This is a genomic window from Stenotrophomonas sp. MYb238 (assembly GCF_009496535.1).
Classification (GTDB): Bacteria; Pseudomonadota; Gammaproteobacteria; order Xanthomonadales; family Xanthomonadaceae; genus Stenotrophomonas.
Map to the genome: position 1 here is coordinate 31,657 of NZ_WIDL01000012.1, position 25,797 is coordinate 57,453.

A 25,797-nucleotide genomic window follows, 5' to 3' on the forward strand; every position below is an offset into this window, starting at 1 on the left:
GTCAGCTCTGGAACAACAGGGAAGCGCCGCGCTCCGGCTCGCGCACGAACGCCAGCAGCCGCGCGACCAAGGGCGGTGGACACAGCGCGCCGAGCTTGGCCTCGAACAACGCCTGGCGACCCGCCGCATCCAACCCGTCCTGCGGGCCTTCGCAGGCTTGGGCATCGATTTCGCGGTCGCCCTGGAACAGCCGGACCACGGCGGGAAAACCGCCGGTGGCCCGTTGCTGCGCGCTCAGTTCGGGGCTGGCGTACAACTCCACGCGCTGCATGCAGGCCTGCACCGCCGGGTCGCCCAGCGCCGGCATTTCGAAATCGGCCAGGCCCGAGCGGGCACGCACCAGCGCGCCGCTCACCGCATAAGGCAGGCTGAAGCGCGCGGCCAGCGAGTTGCCGACGTTGCGCGTGGAAAGCGAACTGGCGCTGCCTTGGTTTACCTCGACACGAATCCTGTCGATCTGCGCCAGCGGCACCCGCTCGGCCAGCATCAAGGCGGCGCGGATCGCCGACTGGCAGCCGAAGCAGGCCGGATACGGTTTGATCGCATAGCTGCCCAGGTCGGCCGCGAAGGCGTCGCCGAGCAAGGCCTGCGGCTGCTCGCCGCCGAAGCCGAAGCTGGCCAGCCAGCCATGCTCGCCGGTCAGCGATTGCCGTGGCCCATCGGCACCGGCTTCGGCCAGTTGCAGGGCCTGCACGGCATGGCGCGCGGCGAAGCCGACGGCCAGGTCCTTGTCTATGCTGTAGCTGCCCACCTGCGGCGACAGCCCCGCCAGCAAGCCGGCGTTCAACGCGCTGGCGCAAAGCGCCACGCTGTTCAATGCCAATTCGGCCTCGTCGCTGACCAGTGCCGCCGCACCCAACGCGGCGGCAACCGGCGCGACCACCGAGGTGGTGCGGAAACCGGGGTTCCCGGCGCGATGCCCGCGGCCCAGCGCTTCAGCCAGGCGGATGTTGCCGGCGAAGGCCACCCACAGCGCATGCAGCAAGCGTTCGCCGCCGATGGCGCGTTGCTCGGCCAGTGCCAGCAGCGCCGGCACGATCACCACCGCGGCATGGCCATTGTTGCGCGGATTTATCAGCACTTCCTGAAAATCCAGCGCCTCGGCGGCGCAGCCGTTGAGAAACGCCGCATCGGCCGGAGCGGCGCGGTAGTCCGCGCCCCATACCGCACAACCGCGCGGCTGCGCGGCGACCAGCACGCGGTCGACCTGGGTGCCGCCGATGCCTTCGCGACGGGCATGGCTGGCGATGGCCAGGGTATCGGCGACCAGTATGCCGAGCACCTCGCGCACGCTTTCGGGGAGAGGGGCCCGCAGCAAGGCCAGGTGGTTGTCGATCCACTGCCGTTCCAGCGTCGTCATCACTCCACCCCGTTGGCCATGATGCCGCCGTCGATCACGAAGTCGCAGCCATTGGCGTAGCCCAGCGCCGGCTCGGCCAGCGTGCGGATCGCCCGGCCGATCTCCGACGGTTCTGCCAGGCGCCGTGCCGGTATGCGCGCCAGCAGGCGCTGCTCGTCCAGGCGCCCGGCCTGCAACGCCCGCTCCACCATCGCGGTGCGGGTATAGCCGGGGCTTACCGAGATGGCGCGCACGCCGTGCTCGGCGAAGTCCAGCGCCAGCACCTCGGTCAGCGCCACCACGCCGGCCTTGCTCGCCACGTAGCTGGCGCGGCCGGGGCCGGAACGATGGGCGACGAAGGAGGCGACATTGATGATCAGCCCCGCGCCGGAAGCCTTCAGCGCCGGGAACGCGGCCTGGCAACAGTAGAAGGTGCCGCTGAGGTTGGTGTCGATCACCGCGCGCCAGTCCTCCGCCGCCAGGCTGGCGGCATGGCCGCGGCGGGCGATGCCGGCGCAGTTGACCAGCAGGTCCAGCGGCGGCAACTGCGCGGCGACGGCGTGCACCGCGGCCGGGTCGCGGATGTCCACCGCATGGATGGGGAACGCCTGCCCGGCATCGGCGTGCAGGTCCCAGCCGATTACCCGGTCGCCGCTTTCGTGGAACGCCTGCGCCACGGCCTGGCCGATGCCGCTGGCGGCGCCGGTGACCAGGACGCACCGGGGCGGCGGAGGGGAAGAAGGGGGATTCACAGCAAGGCTCCCTGTTCGATCAAGGTGTGTTGCACCGCCTGCAACGGTGCGCGGCGGCCGGGGGACGACAGCGCGGCGGCCACGCCGGCGGCATGGCCGGTGGCGAAGGCGCAGCCCATTACCCGGACCGACCCGAAGGCGACGTCGTCGGCACCGATGCTGCTGCCGGCCAGCCAGAGGTTGCCGTCGGCGTCGGGTTGCAACGCGCCGTAGGGCACGTGGAACCAGTCGTCGCCGGCGATCGGGTGGTATTCGGTGACGCCCGCGCGCGGATGCAGTTCGCCGGGCCAGCCGGAGCGGGCGATGCCGTCGGCGTGGCGGCGCGCCTGCAACACGTCGTCGATGACGGCATCGCGCTGCGAAACGATGTGCTGGGTGGCGCGTATGCCCAGCGCCGGCCCGGTGGTTTCCAGCTGCACGCGGGCGAAGCCGGGCACGCAGCGGCGCAGCGACAGCAGGTAGTCGTGGGCGATCCCCCGCGCCTGCATTTCGGCGCGCGCCAGGCTGGGGCTGGTGCAGTCTGGCAACTCGACGTCGACCATCATCGCCCAGCAGGCATCGCTCCATGGCAGGGGCACGAAATAGCCGCCATTGCCGCGGGCCAAGGGCATGCCGGTGCGCTGCTGGTAGTCGGCAGCCGCCCGGCGCAGATCGTCCCGGCCATAGGCGCGAGCCGGGTCCAGCCCGGACAGGCGCGCCGTCAGTGTCGCCGCCTGCCGCCGCGGGCGCATGCGCCCGGGCCAGGCCAGCGCAGCCAGGTTGGCGTTGCCGGTGGCATCCACCATCTGCGCCGCATGCACTTCGAACATCCCCTGCGGATCGACGCAAAGCAGGCGGTCGAAGCGATTGCCCCGCCCTTCCACCGCGGCCACCCGGCAATGCAGCAGCGGCTGCACGCCAGCGGCCGACACCAGCCCATCGAGCGCGCGCTTGAGCAGCTCCGGGTCGAGCAGGATGATCCAGTTGCCCGAGCTCTGCGCGATGGGCACCACGTCGTGGCCTAGTGCCTGCAAGGCATCGAGCACGCGCTGGCCGACGCCGGCGACCACCTGGCGCGGCTGCTCGCCGCGCGTATGAAAGCCGCAGTAGGACTGGACGCCCGCCACCGTGGCGGTACCGCCGAAAAAGCCGTAAGCCTCTATCAGCGCCACCCGCGCGCCACACGCGGCAGCGCCCAGCGCGGCGGCCACGCCGGCCGCGCCGCCGCCGACCACCGCCACGTCCACATGCAGCGGTGGACGCCCGATGCTCACAGCACCTTCTCCAGAAAGGCGCGCGTGCGCGCATCGGCCGGCGCATCGAACACCTGTCCGGCGATACCGTGCTCGACCACTTTGCCGTGGTCCATGAAATACAGGTAGTCGGCCGCCTCGCGGGCGAAGCGCATCTCGTGGGTGACCAGCAGGCAGGTCATGCCTTCGGCGGCGATCTCCTGGATCACACCCAGCACTTCCTTGACCGTTTCCGGGTCCAGCGCCGCGGTCACCTCGTCGAACAGCATCACCTCCGGCTGCATGCACAGGCTGCGGGCGATGGCCACGCGCTGCTGCTGGCCGCCGGAAAGCTCGCCCGGGTACGCATGCTCCTTGCCGGCCAGATGCACCTTGGCCAGCAGCGCGCGGGCCTGCACCTCGACCTCGTCGCGCGGCCGGCGCAGCACCTGGATCGGCGCCATCATCACGTTCTGCAACACAGTGCAGTGCGGGAACAGGTTGTAGCCCTGGAACACGATGCCTACCCGGCGGTGCAGCGCCTGCGCGTCCAGGCGCGGGTCGTCGACGCGGGTATCGCCCACCCGCACGCTGCCGCCGTCGATGCGGGTCAGCGCGTTGATGCAGCGCAGGACCGTGCTCTTGCCGGAACCGGAGGGGCCGATGATGCAGGCAACCTCCGAGCGCGCCACGGTCAGGTCCACGCCATTGAGCACGGCGGTATTGCCAAAGGACTTGCGCACGTCCTTGAGTTCGATGAAAGGTGATTTCAGATCGCGGATGCTCACGGGCTACCTACCTGACTGCCCAGCGGCGCTCGAGGGCGCGCGCCAGCAGGGAAATGGGGAAGATGTAGAAGAAGAACGCCAGCAGCACGAAGCCATGCACGGGCAGCAGCAGGTCGGTGCGCGCCTCGGCGGCCAGCACCTCGCGGGCCACGCTCAGGCCCTCGCTGACGCCGACCAGACTGGCCAGCGCGGTCGACATGGTGACCACGCAGTACAGCCCGATCGTCAGCGGCAGCATCAGCCGCGCCGCCTGCGGCAGGATCACCCGCCGCAGCCGCGCCAGCGGGCCGTAGCCCAGCGCGGTGGCCGCCTCCCATTGCGCCAGCGGCACCGCGCGCAGGCCGCCGCGCACGATCTCCGAGAAATTGCCGGCGGCCGGCAAGGTCAACGCCAACACCGCCTTGAACCAGGCCGGCAGCGGCCAGCCCGCGCCAATGGGCAACTCGTAGGGCAGCAGTTGCATGACGAAGAACATCACCACCAGCCACGGCGCATTGCGCAGCAACTGGGTCAGCCAGTACGCCGGCCGGTTCAGCAGCCTGGACGGGGCCAGTTGCGCAGCGCCCAGCACGGTGCCGAACAGACAGGCCAGCAGCATCGCCAGCGCGCCCATGCCCAGGTTGACCAGCAAGCCGCGGCCGAGCAGCGGCAGCCACGGCCAGAGAACGTCGATGCCGCTCACAGGCTCACCCCCGGCAGCCGCAGGCGACGCTCCAGGCGCGCCAGGCCCGCGGCCAGCACGGCCATCAGCGCGAGGTAGGTCAGCAGGACCAGCACCATCATCTCCACCACGTTGTTGAGCTCGCTCCAGATTTCCTGGGAGCTGTAGAGCACCTCCGGCACCGCTACCGCATAGGCGATGGACGTGCCCTTGATCAGTTGCACGAGGTTGTTGCCCAGCGCCGGCAGGCTGGCGCGCAGCGCCAGCGGCAACTCGACGTGGCGCAACCGGCCCCAGCGCCCGTAGCCCAGCGCCAGCGCGGCCTCGCGGGTGGCCTTGGGCACCGCCTGGAAGCCGGCGCGGAACACTTCCACGGCAAATGCGCCGTAATGCAAGCTGATGCACATCGCGGCGATGAAGAACGCATCGGTGTACCAGGGCGCGGCATCCGGACCGGTGTTGAGCAACAGCGAGCCGATGCCGAAATACAGGAAGTACAGCTGCGCCAGGCTCGGGGTGTTGCGCAGCAACTCGACATAACCCAGCACCAGCCAGCGCAGCGGGCGCGGCCCGCGGGTGGCGAGCGCGCCGGCCAAGCCGATGACGCAAGACACGACCATGCACAACACCGCCAGGCGCAGCGTGGTCAGCACGCCCTCGAAGAACAGACGGGCGGACCAGCCATCGTGGAACACGCTGAAGTTCCAGCCGCTGCCTTGCGAGAGCCGCGCGAAGAATCCCGCCACCTGCTTCAGCACGCGCGGCACGCCCGCCTCGTCAAGCCCGCCGCGCGGCGTGGCCGCCACCTCCAGCACCGGCTTGTGCGGCAGTTCGTAGCGCGTCTCCAGACTTTCCAATACGCCTTCGCTGCGCCATTGCCGCGAATAGCGCTCGAGCAACGCGCGCAGTTCCGGGTCGCCGTGGGCGATCGCGATGCTCCACGGCGCCTCGAAGATCGGGGGCAGCACGATGTCGAAGTCGGCCCACTGCGCCGAATCCTTCAACCGCAGGCGCGCCACCGCCTCGTCCATCAGCTGCCCCACGCAACGGCCATCGCGCAGCGCCTGCGCGCTCTCGGTGAGCCCGGCGAAGGCGAGGATGCGCACGCCATAGCGCTCGGCGACGGCGTGGTTGTAGGTGGAACCGTGGCTGCTGCACAACGCCTTGCCGCGCAGGCCGTCCCAGCTGTCCGGCGGATTGTCGCGGCGGGCCAGCAGCACTGCGCCGGAGCTGTAAAAATTGGGCGAGATGAAGTCCACCAGGCGCTGGCGCTCGGGGGTGACGCTGAACCCGGTGATGATCAGGTCGCACTTGCCCTGGTCGAGGAACACCACGCGGTTGGCGCCGCTGGTGGCAATGGTCTGCCGCCGCAGCGGCTGGCCGAGTTCGCCCGACAGACGGCGGCGGATGTCCTCGGCCAGGTCGATGTTGAAGCCGACCGCCTCGCCGTTCGGGCTGAGGTAGGCGAACGGCCGGTTCTCGACGTTGGTGCAGACGTTGAGCACGCCCTTGGCGGCGATGCGCTGCAACACCGGCCCGGCCTCGGCGCTGCCGCCAGCGGCCAGCGCGACGATGCCCGCCAAGGCCAGCAGCCAGTTTCTCACCACCGGAAGGTCGCCTTCAGGTAGTAGAAGGCGCCGTTCATGCCGAACGGCGAATAGGAAATGTATTTGACGTTCTGGTACCCCGGGTTGTTCAGGCTGTTGCGCTTGTCCGGGTAGACGTTGCCGACGTTGTCGCCGCCGGCGGTGAACTCCCAGCTCCCCAGCCGGTAGCTGGCGGACAGGTCGAGCAGCCATTTGCCGTCGTAGCGCTGGTCGTAGTCCGGGCCGGTGTTGCTGACGGCGACGAAGCTTCCGTAGCGCACCAGGTTGCCGTGCAGTCCCCAGTTGCCGACGTTGTAGTCGGTGCCCAGCGACAGCTTCGAACGCGGCGTGCTGTCGGTGAGCACGCCGTACTGGTCGCGGCGGTCGATGCGCTGCAGCGTCAGCCCGTTCTGGTCGAGCACCGCCGGGTTGGGCTTCACGTCGGTGACCCGGGTGTGCGCGTAGGAATAGCCGACGGAACTGTTCAAGCGGCTGCCATTGCCGAAGCGGTGGTGGTACTGGGCCACCGCGTCGATGCCGGTGGTGGTGGTATCCACCGCGTTGGTGAAATAGCGCACCGACTGGTAAAGCCCGCTGGGGATGCCGTTGGCCGCCAGGTAAGCCTGCGCCGCGGGGGTCTGGACGTTGAGCGTGCTGGACAGGGTGATGCGGTCGTCGATATGGATGCGGTACGCGTCGATGGTCGTGCTGAAGGAATCGCTGGGCTGCAACACCAGGCCGGCGCTGATGTTCTGCGACTTCTCGGCCTTCAGGTCCTCCGCACCGAGCAGGCGCGCCACCGGGTCGTCCACCGGCGCGGTGCGCTGATCCTGGAAGACATTGATGGTCGTGTTCAACGCGCTGGCGGTGGCCGCGTAATGCTGCTGCGCCAGCGCGGGGGCGCGGAAGCCCGTGGAGACGCTGCCGCGCACCGCCACCTTCGGCGTGAAGTCATAACGGCTGGAGAAAGAGCCGGTGGTGGCGCCGCCGAAATCGCTGTAGCGGTCATGGCGCAGCGCCAGCGAAGAACGCCACTTGTCGGTGAAGTTGGTTTCCATGTCCAGGTACAGGCCGTACAGGTCGCGCCGGAAGCTGCCGCTGTCGCCCGCCTTGAAACCGGAGAATCCCTCGACGCCGGTGCCGTAGTAGGAATTCGCCTCGCCGGCGCTTTCCTCGTAGGTCTGGTGCTGGTATTCCACGCCCGTGGCCAGCGACACCGGGTTGGCCAAACCGGGCACGTCCAGCGAGTTGCTCAGGGCGAACTGGTACACCGCCAGCCCGCTCTTGAGCGTGCCGTCGTAGAAGTTCGGCTGCCGGTTGCCGGTGTCGCGGAACAGATAACGGTTGAGCGAGTCGCGGGTGAAGAAGTCGATCTCGTTCTGCCCGTAATCGACGCTGGCGTCCCACATCCAGCCACCGGAGAAATCGCCCTTCAGGCCCAGCACGATGGAACGGTCCTGGCTTTCGGCGTGCAGCCGCGGCCGATAGCCGTCGGGGTAGGCCTGGGCGTCGTAGGTGGAGGCGCGACCATTGCGGAACGCATCCCAGGTATCGCCGTCGGCGCGGTTCCAGGAGACGAAGCCATAGGCGCTGACGCGGTCGCCGAGGGCATAGTCGCCGTTCACCAGCACCTTGGCGTTCTTCACCTGCGGGTCGCCCAGGCGATAGGTGACCTCGCCGTAACCCGGCGCGCCGACATTGCGCAGGTCCAGGCCGGCGCGGTTGGTGAAGTCGTTGGCGTTGCCCTCGAAGCTCACGTGCACCGCACCGTTTTCGCCCAGCGCAAAACCGGCATCGCTGTCGAGGTGGCGCTGGATGCCGTCGCCCTTGCCGTATTGGCCCAGGCTCAGGGTGACCTGGCCGCTCTCGGCGTCGCCCTTCAGGATGATGTTGATCACCCCGGCGATGGCATCCGAGCCATAGCGCGCCGAGGCGCCGTCGCTGAGCACTTCGACGTGGTCGATGGCGGAGATGGGAATGGTGTTCAGGTCCACCGGCGCCGAACCGCGGCCCTGGGTCACGTTGGTGTTGAGGAAGGCGCTGGTATGGCGGCGCTTGCCGTTGACCAGCACCAGCACCTGGTCCGGCCCCAAGCCGCGCATCTGCGCCGGGCGGATGATGCCGGTGAAGCCGGAACTGGCCGGCCGCGGGAAATTCAGCGACGGCACCACGCGCGAGAGCGCCTCGCCCAGTTCGCTGCTGCCGCTGCCTTCGAGGGCTTGCGCCGAAACCACCTGGATCGGTTGCAGCGACTCGGCCGCCGTGCGGTTCTCGGCACGGGTGCCGGTGACCACCACCGGGCTGAGCGTCTTGGCCGCATCGTCCTCCTGGGCGGCCCATGCGCCGCCGGCGCAGATGACGTTGAAGATGGCGAAAGCGAGCTGCCGCACCGCGAACCTGTTGCCTGACTGCATGGGAAAACCCCTACGAGACGCGGCTTGCTCACGGGCGACCGGCCATGGGTGAGCAGTCCGGGAGTTGACGATGACGACGGGCTGCATGCCTCGCCGAGCGTGGATTCCCGGCCTGTCGCACAACGCAATCAGCCCGGCAGGAACAAGCTAATTGCAATCCCCGCCGATGAACATTGAATTTTTCAAGGCGAACCTTCACTTTTCGTCATGTCGTCATGAGCGCCGATGCAGGCGGTCTCCGGCGCCGCGAAAAGCGGTGTTTGGCGAGCATCGCAACCCGATGCCACGCCATGCCGTTACGGCCAGCCGCGGCAGCGGTGACGATCGTCCACGACACGGGCGGAAGGCGCTCCCGTCGGCACCGGAGGAAAATTTACCTGTACAGGCAATCGACGTAGGCTACGAATTCCTGCACCTCGCCCGGACAGACCTCATGAATCTTCGCCAGATGGAAGTCTTCCGCGCGATCATGCTCACCGGCAGCGTCACCGGCGCAGCCGAGCTCCTGCACCTGTCCCAGTCGGCGGTCAGCAAGATGCTCAGCCATACCCAGCAGCGCAGCGGGTTGAAACTCTTCGAACTGGTCAAGGGCCGGCTGGTGCCCACCAGTGCGGCAAAGCAGTTGTACGAGGAAGTAGAGCGGCTGTGGCGCAACGTCGAGAAGGTGCACACCTTGTCGAAGGAACTGGCCGACCCGACCCGCGGCAACCTGTACGTTGCCGCCTCGCTGAGCCTGGGAACGACCGTGGTGCCCTTGAGCGTGGCCGACACGATCAAGGAGCATTCGGAGCTCCAGGTCAAGGTGATCCTGCCGCTGCCCAACCAGCTGATCGACGTCGTCGCCGACAAGATCGTGGATATCGGCATCAGCACTTTCGCGGCGAATCATCCGAGCATCGATGTCCATGCCCGCTTCACCTGCCCGCTGGTGTGCATCATGGCGCCCAACCACCCACTGGCCACGCTCAGGCGGATCCGTCCCCGCGACCTGGTCGGCCATCGGCTGATTTCCGTTCCTTTCCAGGAGTTGTATGGCCTGAGCGAGGAGAAGGTCTATGGCGAGGCACTGGAAGACCTGAACAAGGGTCTGGAAGTGCGTTCGAGCTTGATCGCAAGCCTGTTCAGCCGCGCCACGGGCGAAGTGGCCGTGGTGGATGCGCTCGCCATTTCCGACACTCTGGTTCCACCACTGGAAATCCGTCCATTGGTTACCGACGAGAGCATCGACATCAACGTCATCCATAACCGTTACAAGCCGCTGTCCCCGCAGGCGCTTTTGTTCCAGGAACTGCTTGTCTTCCGCCTTCAGCAATACTGCGGCGGCATGCAGGGACAGATGGCTTGAGCCGCTTCGGCCCGATGCATGGATCGCGCGGCGAGCGTGACCGGACGGGCCCGCAGGAGGCGCTCATGGCCGGTGCCACCCGGATGCCCCTTCAACGCGCATCCGCATCGGTCTCCGCCCGGCCAGGGTCATGAAAACGGGGCCTCGTATCCTGGCTAACATTTCCTGCACGCCGCTGCACCGACACTTGGCATCTCCCCCCGCGGACCTTTGAGGACTTCCCCATGAGCAAGTTCAGCGACATCACCGGATCGGCCCTGGAACGGGCCATGGAACTGGCCAGCCACGCTGGCGACAGCCTCAAGAGCGGAGGTTCCAACGCCGCCGACTGGCTCAAGGCCGGCGCCGCGATCGGTGCGATGAAGACCGGCAGCCGCGCAGTGGGCCGCGTGGCGCGGCGCAATCCCACCGCCACCATCGCCATGGCGGCGGTCGGCCTGGGCCTGATCGGCTACGCGGTCTACCGCAGGAACAAGCGCGACAACGCCGCCCTGGAAGCGAAATCGCAGCAGATCGCCCAACGCCGCCGCGCCGAGACCACGGTGGACGAGACCAGCGACATCGGCAGCGACGCCTGATGTCCACGGGAGCGCACCCTGGTGCGCTCCTACCCCTGCACCACCCGCCACTGCCCGGGTTGCAGGCCGTCCAGTGCATGCGCGCCCATCGAGGCCCGCACCAGCCGCAGCGTCGGCAGGCCCACCGCGGCGGTCATGCGCCGCACCTGGCGGTTGCGCCCCTCGCGCAGGGTGATCGCCAGCCAAGCATCGGGCACGGTCTTGCGGAACCGCACCGGCGGATCACGCGGCCACAGCGCCGGCGCCGTTTCCAGCAGCTGCACGCACGCCGGAAGGGTCGGTCCGTCGTTGAGCAGCACGCCGTCGCGCAGCGCCTGCAGCTTCTCCGCGGCCGGCACGCCTTCCACCTGTACCCAATAGGTCTTGTCCTGCTTGTGGCGCGGATCGGTCAGCCGGTGCGCCAGGCCGCCATCGTCGGTGAGCAGCAGCAGGCCTTCGCTGTCGTAGTCCAGGCGGCCTGCCGCGTACACATCCCTGGGCAGGCCGAACCCGGCCAGCGTCGCCCGCGGCGGCTGGCTGCGGTCGGTGAACTGGCACAGGACGTTGAAGGGTTTGTTGAAGGCTACGAGCATGGGAACGGGGAAAAGGAAAAGGGGAAACGGCCGTAGGCGCGGACGTCATGCACCTGCGCTTGGGTGCGGCAGGAACGGTAGACCACGCGATCCGCCGGCACCGCGCACCGCACGACCCTCCCCGTTCCCGGTTCCCCCTTCCCCGCCTTTCAAGGCTTCACGAAGCGCAGCGTCATGCGGTCGCTTTCGCCGATCGCCTTGTATTTGGCCGCGTCGGCGGCGTCGTGGTTGTTGGACGGCGGCAGCGTCCACACGCCGTTGGGATGATCCTTGGTGTCGCGCGGGTTGGCGTTGACCTCGCTGCTGTCCTGCAGCTTGAAGCCTGCCGCCTCGGCCATGGCGATCACCTGCGCCTGGCCGACGTAGCCGCTCTTGTCCTCGGCCGGGACATCGACCTTGGCGCGGTGTTCCACCACACCCAGCGTGCCGCCCGGCTTGAGCACCGCGAAGAACGCGCGGAACATGCCTTCGGCCTGGCCGGCGGCGCGCCAGTTGTGCACGTTGCGGAAGGTCAGCACCACGTCGGCCGAACCCGGCTTGCCGAGCACCGGCGCGGCCGGGTCGTAGGCGACGACGGTGGCCTTGTCGAACAATGCCGGCGCTGCGGCGAACTTCTTTTCCAGGCCGTCGCGGGCGCGCTGCTGGTAGTCGCGGCCGCCGCCGGCCGGCAGCGCCATCGGGTCGACCACCGCGGCCACGTAATGGCCCTGGCCGCGCAGGTAGGGCGCGAGGATCTCGGCGTACCAGCCGCCGCCCGGGGTGATCTCGACCACGGTCTGCTGCGGCTGCAGGCCGAAGAACTCCAGCGTCTGCTGCGGATGCCGGTAGGCATCGCGCGCGGTGTTGGCGGCGCTGCGCCAGTCGCCGGACACGGCGGCCTGCAGCGGGGCCGGAGCGGCGGCGCCATGCATGGCGGCGTGATCGTGGCCGGCATGCGCAGGGTCCTGCGCGGCGGCAGGCAGGGCGGCGAACAGCAGGCAGGCGGCAACCAGCGGGGCGGACGTCTTCATCGGGAGGTTCCACGGTTGGAGTGAGGCGAGCCTAGCATGCGCGCACGGCGCCTTCGCCCCGCACGCAGGCCGGGGCGCGCCGGCTTCCGGATCCGCGCGGAACGCTGTTTTCACCCCGGTGCAACGGAAACGGCATATGCGGCGTCTATGCTGTCGTGCCGATTCCAAGGAGGTGCGCATGACCCGGTTACGCGAACTCGGCCGTTCCGGCCTGCAGGTCGGCCCCATCGCGTTGGGCGGCAACGTCTTCGGCTGGAGCGTGGACGAGAAGACCGCCTTCGCCCTGCTCGACGCCTTCGTCGAGGCCGGCTTCAACCTGGTCGACACCGCCGACGTATATCCGGCGTGGGTGCCCGGCAACAAGGGCGGCGAGTCGGAAACCCTCATCGGGCGCTGGCTCGGGCAAGGCGGCAGGCGCGACAAGGTGGTGCTCGCCACCAAGGTCGCCAAGTGGGCCGAGCGCCCCGGCCTGTCGGCCGACAACATCGACGCCGCCGTCGACGATTCGCTGCGGCGCCTGCGCACCGACGTGATCGACCTGTACCAGGCGCACGAGGACGACGAGTCGGTGCCGCTGGAGGAAACCCTGGGCGCCTTCGCGCGGCTGATCGAAGCGGGCAAAGTGCGCGCGATCGGCGCGTCCAACTACAGCGCCGCGCGCCTGCGCGACGCGCTGAAGGTATCGGCCGACTACCACCTGCCGCGCTACGAGAGCCTGCAGCCGGAGTACAACCTCTACGACCGCGCCGGCTACGAGGCCGAACTGGAGCCGCTGGCGCGTGAGCAGGGCCTGGGCGTGATCGGCTACTACGCGCTGGCCAGCGGCTTCCTCAGCGGCAAGTACCGCAGCGCCGCGGATGCCGGCAAGAGCGGCGCGCGCGGCGCCAAGGTGGTGGAGCGGTACCTCAATCCGCGCGGGCTGCGCATCCTCGCCGCGCTCGACGATGTCGCCGCCGCGCACGCGGCGACGCCGGCGCAGGTCGCGCTGGCCTGGCTGATCGCGCGTCCCGGCATCACCGCACCGATCGTCAGCGCCACCGGCGTGGCGCAGCTGCACGAGGTGCTCGCCGCCGCGCGGCTGTCGCTGTCGGCGCAGGACGTCGCCCAGCTCGACGACGCCAGCGCCGAAGCCTGAATACGGCGCGGGTTGAACCCCGCGCCGTCCCGGTCGTAGCATCCGGCCTACAGGGGGCGGACCGCGAACGGAGACCGCTCATGCAGAACCCGCACACTGCAAGCCGTCGCACTCTCGACCTGGACGCCGAAATGGCCTACTGGCGCAGCGTCCACGCCATCGGCCGCCTCGGCCATCACGACTTCGACCAGTACCGGCGCCTGCTGCGGATGGGCTTCGAGGTCTACATGGCATGGCCGCGGGCCAGCGAGGAACAGCTCTACCGCGTGCTGCAGGACAGCTACCACCGGCATGCGCCGGCGCTGGCCGTGCCGTGGGACGAGGCGCGCTGGCTGGTACGCCATGCCTGGCACCACGCCGAGCAGGCGCAGTCCATGCATTGAGGCGCGCGATGGTTCAGGCCGGCGCCTGCAGCCACGCGCGCAGCGCCGCGCTGACCTCGGCCGGCTTTTCCATCGGCGCCAGGTGACCGCAGCCGGGCAGCGCCACCAGCCGCGAATGCGGCGCCAGCGCATGCATTTCCTCGCTGACCGCCAGCGGGGTGATGCGGTCGTTGGCGCCGCATACGATCAGCAGCGGATCGTGGCAGGCGGCCAGCACCGCATGGCCGTCGGGCCGCTCCAGCGCGCTCTGCCGCAGGAAGACGTCGGCGCCCAGGCGCGCGGTCATCGCGCGCACGCGCTGCACGAGATCGTGGTCGTCCAGGCGCGAGGCATCGATGTAGCTGCGCATCAGCCTGTCGCCGAAACCGTGGAAGGCGCCGGGCAGGCGCGCGCTGACCCGCTGCGCGTGGCGCAGCGCGGCGCGTTCGGGCGAATCGGGATGGATCGAGGTGCCGATCAACGCCAGCCGCCGCACCCGCTCCGGGGCGACGCGCAGGATCTGCTGGGCGACTAAGCCGCCCAGCGAGAAGCCGGCCAGCGCGAACCGCGGCGGCGCCTGCGCCAGCACGTCCAGGGCTACCGCCTCCAGGGTGTCGCCGCGGGTCTGGTCGCCGACGATGCAGTCGGCGATGTCGGACAGGTCGGCGATCTGCGCGCGCCACAACTCCGCATCGTTGAGCAGGCCGGGCAGCAACAGCAGCGGAATCTTTGCGGGCGCGTTCCCGGCGGCAGCGGTGTGCATGGCGCCATTGTCGCGCCCGCGGGCAGCGACCGGTAGCGGCTGCGGAGGGTATCAGGCGCTTCCGGCGTCCGTGGCGTCCAGCGCCAGCAGGCCCAGGCAGATCTCCAGTTCGCCGTCGCCCACGCTGGCGCCCAGCACCAGCAGGGCGAGCCTGTCGCCGTGCCGCCAGCAGGCGATGCGGTGGCGTTCGAACGCATTCAGCAGCGCGTCCGGCACGCCGCTGCCGGCAGGCGCGCAATCCTCGACGCAGCACGACGGCACGCCCAGGGTGCCGGTCAACGACCGCATCATCGTGTCCTGGCTGCCGCGATAGTCGTTCCAGAGGGTTTCCAGTTCCTGGTGCAGGTCGCCGCCACCGGCATCGCAGTCCGCGTAGTCGATGCCGATCACCGCGGCGAGCCGGCCGGGCGCCTGGCCCAGCCACAGCGCGTGCTGCTCGAACGCGCAGCCGTCCTCGGGGACCTCGTCGCGCGGGAACGGCTGCGCCAGCAGCGCCGCGAGGGTGTCGGGCGCGGCATGCACGCGCTCCTGGAAACTAGACATCTGGATTCCTTCGTTCGGATCAGGCCGCGCCCGCCGGCTGCACCGGCAGGGTGACGTTCATGATGGTCGGGTCGTCCGGGTCGGGCTTGACCTTGAAGCCCAGCGTGCGGCACATCGCCAGCATGGTGATGTTCTCGCGCAGCACCTGGCCCTCGACCACGTTCAGGCCCTGCCAGCCGGCGTACTCGATCATGATCTGCATCAGCTTCCAGCCGATGCCGTGGCCCTTGAGGTCGGAGCGGATCAGGATGCCGTACTCGCCGCGGTCGTAGTCGGCGTCGGCATGCAGGCGCACCGCGCCGAGCATCTCGCCGTTCCTGGGGTCGATGGCGACCAGCGCGATCGACCGCGCGTAGTCGAGCTGGGTCAGGCGCGCGATGAACTCGTGGCTGAAATGCTTGACCGACTGGAAGAAGCGCAGGCGCAGGTCGTCGTCGCTGACGCGGGCGAAGAACGCGCGGAACAGCGCGTCGTCCTCCGGCCGCACCGGGCGCACGAAGGCCTTGCCGCCGTCGGACAGCACGATGCTGCGTTCCCATTCGGTCGGATACGGGAAGATCGCGAAGCGCGGGTGGCCGCGGCCCTTGTGCAGGCGCCGCACCGGGGCGATGGCGATGCGCGCGTCCAGCGCCATCACCCCGTCGCGGTCGGCCAGCAGCGGGTTGAGGTCCAGGCCGCGGATCTCGGGAATGTCGGCGGCCAGCTGCGCCAGCTTGACCAGCACCAGCGCCACCGCGCGCTCGTCGGCGGCCGGCACGTCGCCATAGGCCTTGAGGATGCGCGCCACGCGGGTGCGGCCGATCACCTCGTGCGCCAAGCGCAGGTCCAGCGGCGGCAGCGCCAGGGTCTTGTCGTCGATCACCTCTACCGCGGTGCCGCCGCGGCCGAACACCAGCACCGGACCAAACACGGGGTCGTCGGCGATGCCGGCGATCAGCTCGCGCGCCTTGGGCCGCACCAGCGTCGGCTGCACCAGCACGCCCTCGATGCGCGCCTGCGGGCGCAGCTCGCGCGCGCGCTGCAGGATCGAGGTCGCCGCCATGTGCACCGCCTGCAGCGTGCCCAGGTTCAGGCGCACGCCATCGACGTCGGACTTGTGCGGGATGTCCGGCGAGAACACCTTCACCGCCACCGTGGCGCCCTGTTCCAGCAGCGGCTGCGCCAGTTCCATCGCCTCGTGCGCGTCGCCCGCGACCATCACCGCCAGCGAGGGAATGCCGTAGGCCTGCAGCAGCGCGTGCGTGGCCACCGGGTCCAGCCACTGCTGGCCATCGGCCAGCGCCGCCTCCACCAGCGCGCGCGCGGCCGTCGCGTCCACCACGAAATCGGCGGGCAGGCTCGGCGGGGTCTCCATCAACGCGGCCTGCGCCTGGCGGTAGCGCACCAGGTGCTGGAAGCCGCGCACCGCCTCGGCCTCGCTGGGATAGGTCGGCACCCGCGCGGTGTTGAGCGTGGCCGTGGCCTGTTCGTCGTTGCCCAGCCACACCGCGAACACCGGCTTGTCGCGCAGCTGCCGCGGGCGCAGCCCGAGCGTGCGGGTCAGCGCCTGCGCCGCGTCGGCCGAGGAGGTGAAGGCGGTCGGCACGTTGACCACCAGCAGCGCGTCGTTGGCCTCGTCGGCCAGCAGCGCCTCCACCGCGGTGGCGTAGCGCTCGCCGCCGGCGTCGACCACGATGTCCACCGGGTTGTCGCGCGACCAGCCGCTCGGCAGCGCCTGGTCCAGCCGTTCCAGGGTGGCCGGCGACAGCGCCGCCAGCGTGCCGCCCAGCGCCTGCAGCTGGTCCACCGCCAGCCGGCCGATGCCGCCGCCGTTGCTGAGGATCGCCAGCCGGTGGCCGGGGAACGTGCCGAGCCGGCCCAGCGTCTCGGCGGCGGTGAACAGCTCGTCCAGCGCGTTGACCCGCAGCAGGCCGGCGCGGTTGAACGCCGCGCCATACACCGCGTCGGCCGCGGCCAGCGTCTGCGAATGGGTTTCGGCGCGCGCCCCGGCGGTGCGCGGCTGGCGCCCGGACTTGACCACCACCACCGGCTTGGCGCGGGCGGCCGCGCGCGCAGCGGACATGAACTTGCGCGCGTCGCTGATCTGGTCGACATAGAGCAGGATCGCGCGGGTGCGGTAGTCGGCGGCGAAGTAATCGAGCAGGTCGCCGAAATCCACGTCCAGCGCGTCGCCCAGCGACACCACCGCGGAGAAGCCGATCGAGCGCGCCACGCCCCATTCCACCAGCGCGGCCGCTATCGCGCTGGATTCGGAGATCAGCGCCAGGTCGCCGGCCTGCGGCGTGTGCGCGGCGATGGAGGCGTTGAGCCGCGCATGCGGGGCGATCACGCCCAGACAGTGCGGGCCGAGGATGCGCATGCCCTTGGGCCGCGCCGCCGCTTCCACCTGCGCGAGCAGCGAACCGGGCCCCTGCCCCAGCCCGGCGGTGAGCAGGATGGCCGCGGCCACGCCCAGTTCGGCGGCGGCGGCCACCACCTGCGGCACCATCGCCGCCGGCGTGGTGACGACCACCAGGTCCGGTATCCACGGCAGGTCCTTGAGCCGCTTGACCGTGCGCATGCCGTCGATCTCGCCGTGGCGCGGGTTGACCCAGCCGATCTGCCCGGCGAAACCGGCCGCGCGCAGGTTGCGCACCACCGCGCGCCCGGCCGAGCGCTCGCGCGGGCTGCCGCCGATGACGGCCACGGAACGGGGACGGAACACCGTCTGCAGGTGATAGATGCTCATCGCGACGCCGACAACGGGAACGCGATCAAAGGTACACGCCTGCGGGCGCCGGTGGCATGAGCAGGATCAAGCGCCACCGGCGGCGGACCGCAACGCCGATCACTTCCTGAGCGAATACCCCAGCACGCCGATGGACACCAGCACGATCGCGCCATAGTCCACGATCCGCGGCGCGCCCAGCGTGGTGCCGGCGGCGAACGCCAGCACGCCGGCAAGGACCGGCAGCATCCATGGATTCCAGCGGACCGCGGCGGTCGGCCCGGGACCGCCCTCCATGATCGCGCTGACGTCGGTGTCCAGCGCCGCCGCCAGGCAGACCCGCGTCTCGCGCGAGGCGGCGCCTTCGGTTTCCACCCGCTGCACGGTCCGCAGGCTCAGGCCGGCGGCGGCGGCCAGCTGTTCCTGCGACCAGTGCCTGGCCTCACGCAGGCGGCGGATGACCGTCGGGTTCAACTTCATGTCCTGCTCCATGCGGCGGCTCCTGTATGGGGAGTCACCACGATAGGTTCCGCCGCCGATCATGCCACGCCAGGCCGGCGACAGCGGCCCGCCAACCGGCCGCCACCGCCGCTACAGCAGCGTCCCGCCGAGGATCGCCGCGGCAATGCTGAAGTAGATGACCAGGCCGGTCACGTCCACCAGCGTGGCCACGAACGGCGCCGACGCGCTGGCCGGGTCGAAGCCCAGGCGCTTGAGCACGAACGGCAGCATCGAACCGGACAGCGAGCCGAAGGTGACGATGCCCACCAGCGCCGCGCCGATGGTCGCCGCCAGCAGCTTCCAGTGCGCGCCGTAGTCGTGCAGCCCGGCCAGCTGCCAGATGGTGATGCGCACCACGGCCAGCAGGCCGAGGATGCCGCCCAGCACCACGCCGGTGGGCAGCTCGCGCAGCGCCACCTTCCACCAGTCGCGCAGGCGCAGCTCCTGCAGCGCCAGCGAGCGGATCAGCAGCGAGGTCGCCTGCGAGCCGGAATTGCCGCCCGAGCTCATGATCAGCGGGATGAACAGCGTCAGCACCACCGCGCGCGCCAGTTCATCCTCGTAGTGCTGCATGGCGCTGGCGGTGAGCATCTCGCCCAGGAACAGCACGCTCAGCCAGCCGGCGCGCTTCCTGATCATGGCGAAAAAGCCGATCTGCATGTACGGCCGGTCCAGCGCCTCGACGCCGCCGAACTTGTGCACGTCCTCGGTGGATTCGTCGATCAGCGCGTCGAGGATGTCGTCCACGGTGACGATGCCGAGCATGCGCTGCTGCGCGTCCACCACCGGGATCGCCAGCAGGTCGTGGCGGCGGATCAGCTGCGCCACCTCCTCCTGGTCCAGCAGCGGGCCGACGCTGACCGGCGGGTTGACCTGGGCCACGTCGAGGATCGAGTCCTCCGGCGCGCCGGTGATCAGCCGGCGCATGGTCACCACCTGCCGCAGCTGCCGGGTCTGCGGGTCGAGCACGTAGATCGCGTAGACCGTCTCGCGGGTGCGCTCGACCTCGCGGATGTGCTGCAGGGTCCGGGCGACGCTCCAGTCGGCCGGGACGCTGACGAACTCGGTGGTCATCAGCGCGCCGGCGGTGTGCGCCGGGTAGCCGAGCAGCAGTTGGATCGAGCGCCGCGCTCCCGGCTCGAGCAGCGGGATCAGCCGCGCGCGCTCGTCCTCGTCCAGTTCGTGCACGATGTCGGTGGCGCGGTCGTCGGCCATCAGCCCGAGCAGCGCGGCGGCGCGGGCCGGCGGCAACGCGGCGACCAGTTCGCCGGCCCGCTGCAGTTCCGGCGCTTCCAGCAGCTTGACCGCGCGCGGCAACGGCAGCGCGGCCAGCACCGTGGCGGCCTGGGCGCGGTCGAGCTGATTGAGGTGGACCACCGCGTCGGCGGTGTTGAACTGCGCCAGCGGCGCGCCGAGGGTGCTGGCGTCCGCGGCCGGACGCAGGAGCTGTTTCTGGTTCATCGTGGTTCGCCTTGCCGGCCCCGTGGCCGGCTGCAGGGTTGCGAGCGCAACGCCGGCGGCGGCGAACCGGCCCGCTAGGCGTTCACCGTCTCCGGCGTCGAACGAGGTCGACGTCTACTGTCGCTGGACATGGTGTGGGACTCCGAAGGATTGCCGCGCGGCACGGCCGGCGGCTGCGCGAGTCTGCGTCCGTCGCGCAGCGGGGTCAAGCGCGCGCGGCGGGATTTTCCAAGCCGGCGGGCGCGCGCTACTCTTTCCGGCGGCACGCACGTGCGCCCGATCCGGCTGCCGCGCGGCCCTTCCTTCTCTTCCTTCGAGCGTGAACCCCGATGCATGGCGGCGGTCTGGAGCTGGCCCTGGTACTGCTGCTCGCGGCGGTGATCGCCGTGCCCGTGTTCAAGCGTTTCGGGCTGGGCGCGGTGCTGGGCTACCTCGCCGCCGGCGTGGCGCTGGGGCCGCACGTGCTGGCCTTCGTGCAGGATGCCGACCGCATCCTCAACGCCGCCGAGATCGGCGTGGTGATGCTGCTGTTCCTGATCGGGCTGGAACTGTCGCCGGCGCGGCTGATGGTGATGCGGCGCCCGGTGTTCGGCGGCGGCACGGCGCAGGTGCTGCTCACCGCCGGCGTGCTCGGCGGACTGTTGCTGCTGTACCACTTCCACTGGAAGAGCGCGCTGGTGGTCGGCACCGCGCTGGCGCTGTCCTCCACCGCGGTCGGGCTGCAGCTGCTGTCCGAGCACAAGGCGCTCAACAGCGACTACGGCCGCTTCGGCTTCGCCATCCTGCTGTTCCAGGACCTGGTCGCCATCCCGCTGCTGGCGGCGATCCCGCTGCTGGGCGGCATCCGCAACGAGACCCTGACCTGGCACAACGTGGCCACCGCGGTGGGCACGCTGGCGGTGGTGATCCTGCTCGGCCGGCCGCTGCTGCGCTACCTGTTCGGCATGGTCGCACGCACGCGCATGCCGGAGGTGTTCACCGCCAGCGCGCTGCTGGTGGTGCTGGGCACGGCCTGGCTGATGCAGCAGGCCGGGCTGAGCCCCAGCCTGGGCGCGTTCCTGGCCGGCGTGCTGCTGGCCGACTCGGAATTCCGCCACGAGATCGAATCGCAGATCGAGCCGTTCAAGAGCCTGCTGCTGGGACTGTTCTTCATCGCCGTGGGCATGAGCATCGACCTGGCGCGCATCGCCGCCGAACCGACGGTGATCGCCGTCGGCGTCGCCGCGCTGCTGGCGGTCAAGTTCGGCCTGCTGGTGCTGATCGGCCTGGGCGCGCGCATGCCGCTGCGCAGCGCGCTGATGCTCGGCAGCGTGCTGTGGCTGGGCGGCGAGTTCGCCTTCGTCGTGTTCAACGAAGCCGAACGCGCCGGCCTGCTCGGGCGCATCAACCACGACCGCCTGGTCGCCATCGTCAGCCTGTCGATGGCGTTGACGCCGCTGCTGATGATCGGCCTGAAGCATCTGCTGAAGACGCATGCGCCCGCCAAGGGGCCCGAGCGCGCGCCGGACAGCCTGAGCGACGCCCAGGCCCAGCACCCGCAGGTGCTGATCGCCGGCATGGGCCGCTTCGGCCAGATCGTCGCGCGCCTGCTGACCGCGCAGCGCATCCCGTTCGTAGCGCTGGAGGCCGACCCGGACACGGTGGAAGACCTGCGCCGCTTCGGCAACCACCTCTACTACGGCGATCCCACCCGGCCGGACCTGCTGCGCGCGGCCGGCAGCGACCAGATCGGCGTGTTCGTGATGGCCATGGACGACCCGGACACCAACCTGCGCGCGGTGCGGCTGGTGCGGCGCCTGTACCCGCAGGCGCGGGTGCTGGCGCGCGCGCGCAACCGCCAGCATGCGTGGAAGCTGATGGACATGTCGGCCGAACCGTTCCGCGAGGTCTTCGGCTCCAGCCTGGAGATCGGCGAACGCGTGCTGACCTCGCTGGGCATCGCCGAGGCCACCGCGCGCGAACACGTGCGCCGCTTCCGCGAGCACGACGAGAAGCTGCTCAAGGCCCAGCACCTGGTCTACGACGACGAGGCGGCGGTGATCCAGACCTCGCGCGACGCCCGCGCCGACCTGATGCACCTGTTCGAGGCCGACGTCGGCGACGCCGAGGTCGCACCCGAAAGGCCGGTATCGGGCGGCGAGTAACCCGCGACCCCGGCGCTCCGTAGGAGCGGCTTCAGCCGCGAAGAGGCTCTACCGGGGAATGCCCCATCGCGGCTGAAGCCGCTCCTACGCAAGCGCGGTGTTCGGCTGTAGGGCGTTGCTGTCGAAAAACTGCCGCCGCAGGGAACATTCGCTCCCAGCCATTCCCGCATTCCCTCGCAGGAGCGGAGACGCGGCTGCGCTCAGCCGCGGTCGCGCAGGAACCGCGCCATCGACGAGACGCCCGGCACCGCCGGTTCGAACTCGCCGGCCACGTCGATGAAGCCGCGCATGACCGCGATCTCGCGCGGGCTGCGGCCCAGCGCGTCGCGCAGGTCGGGGTCGGCGCCGGCGCGCAGCAGGCGCTGCACCAGCAGCGGCAGGCCGTGCAGCGCGGCCAGGTGCAGCGGGCCGAAGCCGCGCGGGTCGCGCACGTCCAGCGCCACGTCCTCGTCGAGCAGGCGTTCGACCGCGGCCAGCACTACCTGTTCGTCGCAGGCGGTCCCCGGTTCGGCGCGCGCGCCCAGCAGCAACAGCAGCGGGGTGACGGTGCCGGCCGAGGGCTGGTCGGCTTCGGCGCCGGCCAGCAGCAGGGTGTCCAGCAGCGCCAGCAGGCGCGACCGGTCGCGCGCGGTGAAGCCGTAGAGCGCGGCGCAGTGCAGCGGCGCCAGCTGCTGGTCGTCACCGGCGTGCACGTCGGCGCCGGCGGTCAGCAGCCTGGCGACGATGTCCGGCAGGCCCAGTGCCGCGGCCAGCATCAGCACGGTGACGCCGCCGGGCAGGCGGTGGTCGATGCGCGCGCCGGCGTCGAGCAGGGCGGTGACGATGCCGGCCTGGCGCATGCTCACCGCCGCCGACAACGGCGTGGCGCCGCTGGCGGCCGCGTGCTGCGGATCGGCGCCGCGCGCCAGCAGCAGGTCCACGGCCGCGACATGGCCGCCACCGGCCGCGCGCAGCAGGCCGGTGCAGCCCTGCGCGTCGACCGCGTCCACCGGCAGCCCCAGGTCGATCAGGCGGCGCACCGCGTCGGCGTCGCCGGCCATCGCCGCGGCGGGCACGTCGGCCTCGCGCAGCGCACGCAGCGGCAGCGGCCAGCCGCGCCAGTCCAGCCAGTCGGCCAGGTCGCGGCGGCCGCTGGACAGGGCCACGCCGAGCGGCGTCTGCCCGTCGGCGGCGCGCGCGTCGGGGCAGGCGCCCTGCATCACCAGCAGTTTCAGCGAGGCCTCGCGCGCCAGCGCGGTGGCCAGGTGCAGCGCGGTCATGCCGTGGCTGTCGCGCGCCTCGCGGTCCACGCCGTGCGCCAGCAGCCAGTGCTGCACCTTCAGCCAGCCCAGGCGCACCGCCAGCGCCAGCGGCGGATCGCCGGCCGGCGACGCGCCGAACGGGTCGGCGCCGCGTTCGAGCAGTTCCAGCACGAACTGTTCGGTGCCGCGCGAGCCCTGGTCGTGCTGCGCGCAGGCGGCGAGCAGGCGGCCCAGGCCGCCGCGGCCGGCCGGCGACACGCCATGCCGCAGCAGCACCTGCAGGGTCGGGATGGCGTCCACCCCGCGCGCCAGCAGCGCGAACATCGGCGTGTCGCCGCAGGCGTCCGCCACTTCGGTGTCGGCGCCGTGCGCCAGCAGCCAGTCCACCACGCGCGGCTGCAGCGCCAGTTCCACGTCGTGCAGCAGGCCGCCCAGTTCCGGCGCCGCGCACAGCCGCGCCAGCGGCGCCATGCCGTCGGTGTTGCCGAAAACCAGCGCCTCGCGCAGCAGCGCCAGCGGCGCGCGGTCGTTGAGCTGGGCCGGCGTCGCGCCGGCGTCGCCGGCATCGCCGCCGGCGAGCGCGTCGCTGACCGCCGCCGGCAGCGGATAGGCCGGGTCCAGCAGCGAGACGATGCTCCAGCGGCCGGCGGCGGCGGCGTGGTCGATGGCGCGGCGGCCGTCGCTGGCGGCGGCATCGGCGGCGATGCCCAGGTCCAGCAGGCGCCGGACCAGCGCCGCGGTCACGGTGTCGGCGCGGCAGGCCAGCAGCACGGCGTTGCAGCCTTCGCCGTCCACCGCCTCGACGTCGGGCTTGTGCGCGAGCAGGCGTTCCAGCACCCCGGCATGGGCCTGCGCGGCCGCGTCCAGCCACGGCGTGCGGCCGTCGGCGTCGCGCGGTTCGATGTTGGCGCCGGCGGCGAGCAGCGCCTCGACGATGTCCACGTGCCCGGCTGCGGCGGCTTCGTGCAGCGCGCTGCGCCGGCGGCGGTCGCGCGCGTCCAGCCGCGCCTTGTGCTTGAGCAGCAGCTGCACGCCGGCCGGATCGTCGTCCTCGGTCGCGGCGGCGGGAATCAATACCGGCACGCCGTCGGCCGGTTCGACCTTGGCGCCGCGCTCGAGCAGGAACCGCGCCAGCCGCCAGTTGCCGGCCTGGCAGGCCACCGCCAGCGGGCTGTGGCCCTCCTGGTTGAGCGCGTCGATCTGCGCGGCGGCGTCGCGCAGCAGCGCGGCCACGCCCGGGTCGGAACTGCGCGCGGCGTGGTGCAGCGGGGTGTTGCCGTCGGCGTCGGTGGCGCGCGGGTCGGCGCCGTTGGCCAGCAGGGTCATCACCGCCTCGGGACGGCCGTGCCAGCTGTCGCGGGTGGCGGCCAGCAGCGGGGTCATGCCGCGGTGGGCCAGGTTCACGTCCACGCCGCGGCCGATCAGCGCGCGCAGCAGGCGCAGGTCGGGCAGCACCGCGGCCAGCACCGCCAGGCTGCGCTGGTCGCGCGAGTCCGCCGGCGGCAGCGCATGCGGGTCGGCGCCGGCGTCGAGCAGTTGCAGCGCGCGGTCGACGCGACCCACGCGCGCGGCCTCGTACAGCTGCGGCGCCAGTTCGTGCGGCGCCAGCGGCTCCAACGGCGCCGGTTCGGCCTGCGCCTCGGCGAACGGATCGAACGTCGGTGCGGCCGGTACCGCGGCCGCGGCCTGCGCGGCGGCGGGCAATGCCTGCAGCGCAACGTGCAGCAGCGGCGAAAGCAGCGCGGTGGCGATCGCCAGCGGCCAGCGCAGGCCGTCGCCGACCAGGCCGGGCCAGGCCGGCGCGATCACGGCCGCGCACAGCAGCCACAGCGCCAGCGCCGCGCCCACGCCATGCCAGGAATCCATGCCGCGCGCCGACAGCGCCTGCCAATGCGCGCGCAAGGTGCCGCCGCCGCGCTCCAGCGCCTGCCACAGCGGCCAGGTGCGCCACAGCGCGGCCACCGCGAGGCTTACTGCCACGCACAGCGCCAGCACCGCCTGCAGGCTGCCGCTGTCGTGCAGCGCCGCCAGCGGCCAGGCCACCAGCAGCGCCAGCGCCAGCGCGCCGCCGGCCCACACCGCCAGCAGGCCCGGCAGGTCCTGGCGGCACTGGACGGCCAGCGGCGCGGCGGCGCGCGTGCGCCGCCACCACGACACGCCCAGCGCGAACGCCGGCTGCGCCAGCAGGCCGCATACGGCCGCCGCGGCGCCGCCGGACGCGGTGGCGAGCGCGAGCAGCGCGCCGGCCGCCAGCGCGCCGAGGGCACGGGTACGCAGGACGTCAGTCATCGCGGCCGTCGATGCGGGCGATCTTCACCGGCGCCAGGGGCTGCGGCGGCAGCTGCAGGTGGAACCCGTGCGCGTCCAGGTTGGCGCGCACCAGCGCGGCGTCGGCCTGCGCCAGGCGCCGTTCCGGGGTCAGGGCGATTTCCAGCACGAACGCGAACGGCGCCAGGGCGGCGCCGAGCGTGGCCGGGATCGCGTCGAAGTCATCGCGCTTGGCAAGGTAGACATAGGTGTCCGGCTTGCGTTGGCTTTTGTATACGTAGGCTTGCATGCCCGCGGGCTTTGCCCTGCTTGGGAATGCAAGGGATTGTGTCGGAAACCCGACGCCGGTGAAAGGCATGGACTTACGCCGATGCCGGCTTTTTCGCCGGAGCTTCATTCATTTTCATCAAGAAACG

At 70.9% G+C, this 25,797-nt stretch carries 21 protein-coding genes; 5 read left to right on the forward strand and 16 right to left on the reverse strand.

Annotated features, from left to right (window positions below; all coding sequences use genetic code 11):
- Position 1 precedes the first annotated feature (1 nt).
- From CQ393_RS09690 to CQ393_RS09720, 7 genes are read right to left on the reverse strand one after another with little or no spacing between them, the layout of a single operon-like run.
- Positions 2-1,360: an MmgE/PrpD family protein gene (locus CQ393_RS09690; RefSeq protein ID WP_153191357.1), complete on the reverse strand. Its 1,359-nt coding sequence runs from the start codon at positions 1,358-1,360 to the stop codon at positions 2-4.
- Positions 1,360-2,091, reverse strand: coding sequence for an SDR family oxidoreductase (locus tag CQ393_RS18060; protein WP_194269637.1), 732 nt, complete (start codon positions 2,089-2,091; stop codon positions 1,360-1,362). Before CQ393_RS18060 ends, CQ393_RS09690 begins: the two co-directional genes overlap by 1 nt.
- Entirely contained in the window at positions 2,088-3,344 is a 1,257-nt protein-coding gene (locus tag CQ393_RS09700; RefSeq protein WP_153191359.1) for an FAD-dependent oxidoreductase, read from the reverse strand. Before CQ393_RS09700 ends, CQ393_RS18060 begins: the two co-directional genes overlap by 4 nt.
- The gene (locus tag CQ393_RS09705) at positions 3,341-4,075 is read right to left on the reverse strand and encodes an amino acid ABC transporter ATP-binding protein (RefSeq protein ID WP_153191421.1); all 735 of its coding nucleotides are present in this window, start codon (positions 4,073-4,075) and stop codon (positions 3,341-3,343) included. Before CQ393_RS09705 ends, CQ393_RS09700 begins: the two co-directional genes overlap by 4 nt.
- 22 nt (positions 4,076-4,097) lie before the next feature.
- Positions 4,098-4,772 (reverse strand): amino acid ABC transporter permease, encoded by a 675-nt coding sequence (locus CQ393_RS09710; protein ID WP_153191360.1) that lies wholly within the window; start codon positions 4,770-4,772, stop codon positions 4,098-4,100.
- Positions 4,769-6,355, reverse strand: coding sequence for an ABC transporter substrate-binding protein/permease (locus CQ393_RS09715; protein WP_153191361.1), 1,587 nt, complete (start codon positions 6,353-6,355; stop codon positions 4,769-4,771). Before CQ393_RS09715 ends, CQ393_RS09710 begins: the two co-directional genes overlap by 4 nt.
- On the reverse strand, positions 6,352-8,751 hold the full coding sequence (locus CQ393_RS09720; protein ID WP_194269638.1) for a TonB-dependent receptor: 2,400 nt from the start codon (positions 8,749-8,751) through the stop codon (positions 6,352-6,354). The genes CQ393_RS09715 and CQ393_RS09720 overlap by 4 nt, the downstream gene beginning before the upstream one ends.
- A gap of 166 nt (positions 8,752-8,917) precedes the next feature.
- On the opposite strand from CQ393_RS09720, the gene CQ393_RS09725 reads away from it, so the two are divergent.
- On the forward strand, positions 8,918-10,096 hold the full coding sequence (locus CQ393_RS09725; RefSeq protein WP_153191363.1) for a LysR substrate-binding domain-containing protein: 1,179 nt from the start codon (positions 8,918-8,920) through the stop codon (positions 10,094-10,096).
- Positions 10,097-10,320: 224 nt separating this feature from the next.
- Positions 10,321-10,674 carry a hypothetical protein gene (locus tag CQ393_RS09730; protein ID WP_153191364.1) on the forward strand — a complete coding sequence of 118 codons (354 nt, stop codon included), beginning with the start codon at positions 10,321-10,323 and terminating at the stop codon, positions 10,672-10,674.
- A 29-nt stretch (positions 10,675-10,703) separates the two neighbouring features.
- Here the strand turns inward: CQ393_RS09730 and CQ393_RS09735 are convergent, their stop codons facing one another.
- Both CQ393_RS09735 and CQ393_RS09740 read right to left on the reverse strand, forming a co-directional pair.
- A complete protein-coding gene (locus CQ393_RS09735; protein WP_153191365.1) occupies positions 10,704-11,246 on the reverse strand; it encodes a pseudouridine synthase in 543 nt (180 codons plus the stop codon).
- Positions 11,247-11,395: 149 nt separating this feature from the next.
- On the reverse strand, positions 11,396-12,256 hold the full coding sequence (locus tag CQ393_RS09740) for a class I SAM-dependent methyltransferase (protein WP_153191366.1): 861 nt from the start codon (positions 12,254-12,256) through the stop codon (positions 11,396-11,398).
- 178 nt (positions 12,257-12,434) lie between these two features.
- Between CQ393_RS09740 and CQ393_RS09745 the strand changes: the two genes are divergently transcribed.
- Positions 12,435-13,391 (forward strand): aldo/keto reductase, encoded by a 957-nt coding sequence (locus tag CQ393_RS09745; protein ID WP_153191367.1) that lies wholly within the window; start codon positions 12,435-12,437, stop codon positions 13,389-13,391.
- A gap of 80 nt (positions 13,392-13,471) precedes the next feature.
- Entirely contained in the window at positions 13,472-13,774 is a 303-nt protein-coding gene (locus CQ393_RS09750) for a hypothetical protein (protein WP_153191368.1), read from the forward strand.
- A gap of 13 nt (positions 13,775-13,787) precedes the next feature.
- Here the strand turns inward: CQ393_RS09750 and CQ393_RS09755 are convergent, their stop codons facing one another.
- The 5 genes from CQ393_RS09755 to mgtE all read right to left on the reverse strand — a co-directional run bounded on the left by CQ393_RS09755 (position 13,788) and on the right by mgtE (position 19,728).
- On the reverse strand, positions 13,788-14,516 hold the full coding sequence (locus CQ393_RS09755; protein ID WP_153191369.1) for an alpha/beta fold hydrolase: 729 nt from the start codon (positions 14,514-14,516) through the stop codon (positions 13,788-13,790).
- A gap of 51 nt (positions 14,517-14,567) precedes the next feature.
- On the reverse strand, positions 14,568-15,059 hold the full coding sequence (locus tag CQ393_RS09760; protein WP_153191370.1) for a hypothetical protein: 492 nt from the start codon (positions 15,057-15,059) through the stop codon (positions 14,568-14,570).
- 19 nt (positions 15,060-15,078) lie between these two features.
- The gene (locus CQ393_RS09765) at positions 15,079-17,787 is read right to left on the reverse strand and encodes a bifunctional acetate--CoA ligase family protein/GNAT family N-acetyltransferase (RefSeq protein WP_153191371.1); all 2,709 of its coding nucleotides are present in this window, start codon (positions 17,785-17,787) and stop codon (positions 15,079-15,081) included.
- 99 nt (positions 17,788-17,886) lie between these two features.
- Positions 17,887-18,246, reverse strand: a complete 360-nt coding sequence (locus tag CQ393_RS09770) for a helix-turn-helix transcriptional regulator (RefSeq protein WP_153191372.1) — start codon at positions 18,244-18,246, stop codon at positions 17,887-17,889.
- Between the two features lie 111 nt (positions 18,247-18,357).
- A complete protein-coding gene (mgtE, locus tag CQ393_RS09775) occupies positions 18,358-19,728 on the reverse strand; it encodes a magnesium transporter (RefSeq protein ID WP_153191373.1) in 1,371 nt (456 codons plus the stop codon).
- 329 nt (positions 19,729-20,057) lie between these two features.
- Between mgtE and CQ393_RS09780 the strand changes: the two genes are divergently transcribed.
- The gene (locus CQ393_RS09780; protein ID WP_153191374.1) at positions 20,058-21,872 is read left to right on the forward strand and encodes a monovalent cation:proton antiporter-2 (CPA2) family protein; all 1,815 of its coding nucleotides are present in this window, start codon (positions 20,058-20,060) and stop codon (positions 21,870-21,872) included.
- Between the two features lie 200 nt (positions 21,873-22,072).
- Here CQ393_RS09780 and CQ393_RS09785 read toward each other — a convergent pair whose 3' ends face one another.
- Complete coding sequence (locus CQ393_RS09785; protein ID WP_153191375.1) at positions 22,073-25,402, reverse strand: ankyrin repeat domain-containing protein; 3,330 nt, start codon at positions 25,400-25,402, stop codon at positions 22,073-22,075.
- A complete protein-coding gene (locus CQ393_RS09790) occupies positions 25,395-25,670 on the reverse strand; it encodes a YcgL domain-containing protein (protein ID WP_153191376.1) in 276 nt (91 codons plus the stop codon). Before CQ393_RS09790 ends, CQ393_RS09785 begins: the two co-directional genes overlap by 8 nt.
- Between the last annotated feature and the right edge of the window lie 127 nt (positions 25,671-25,797).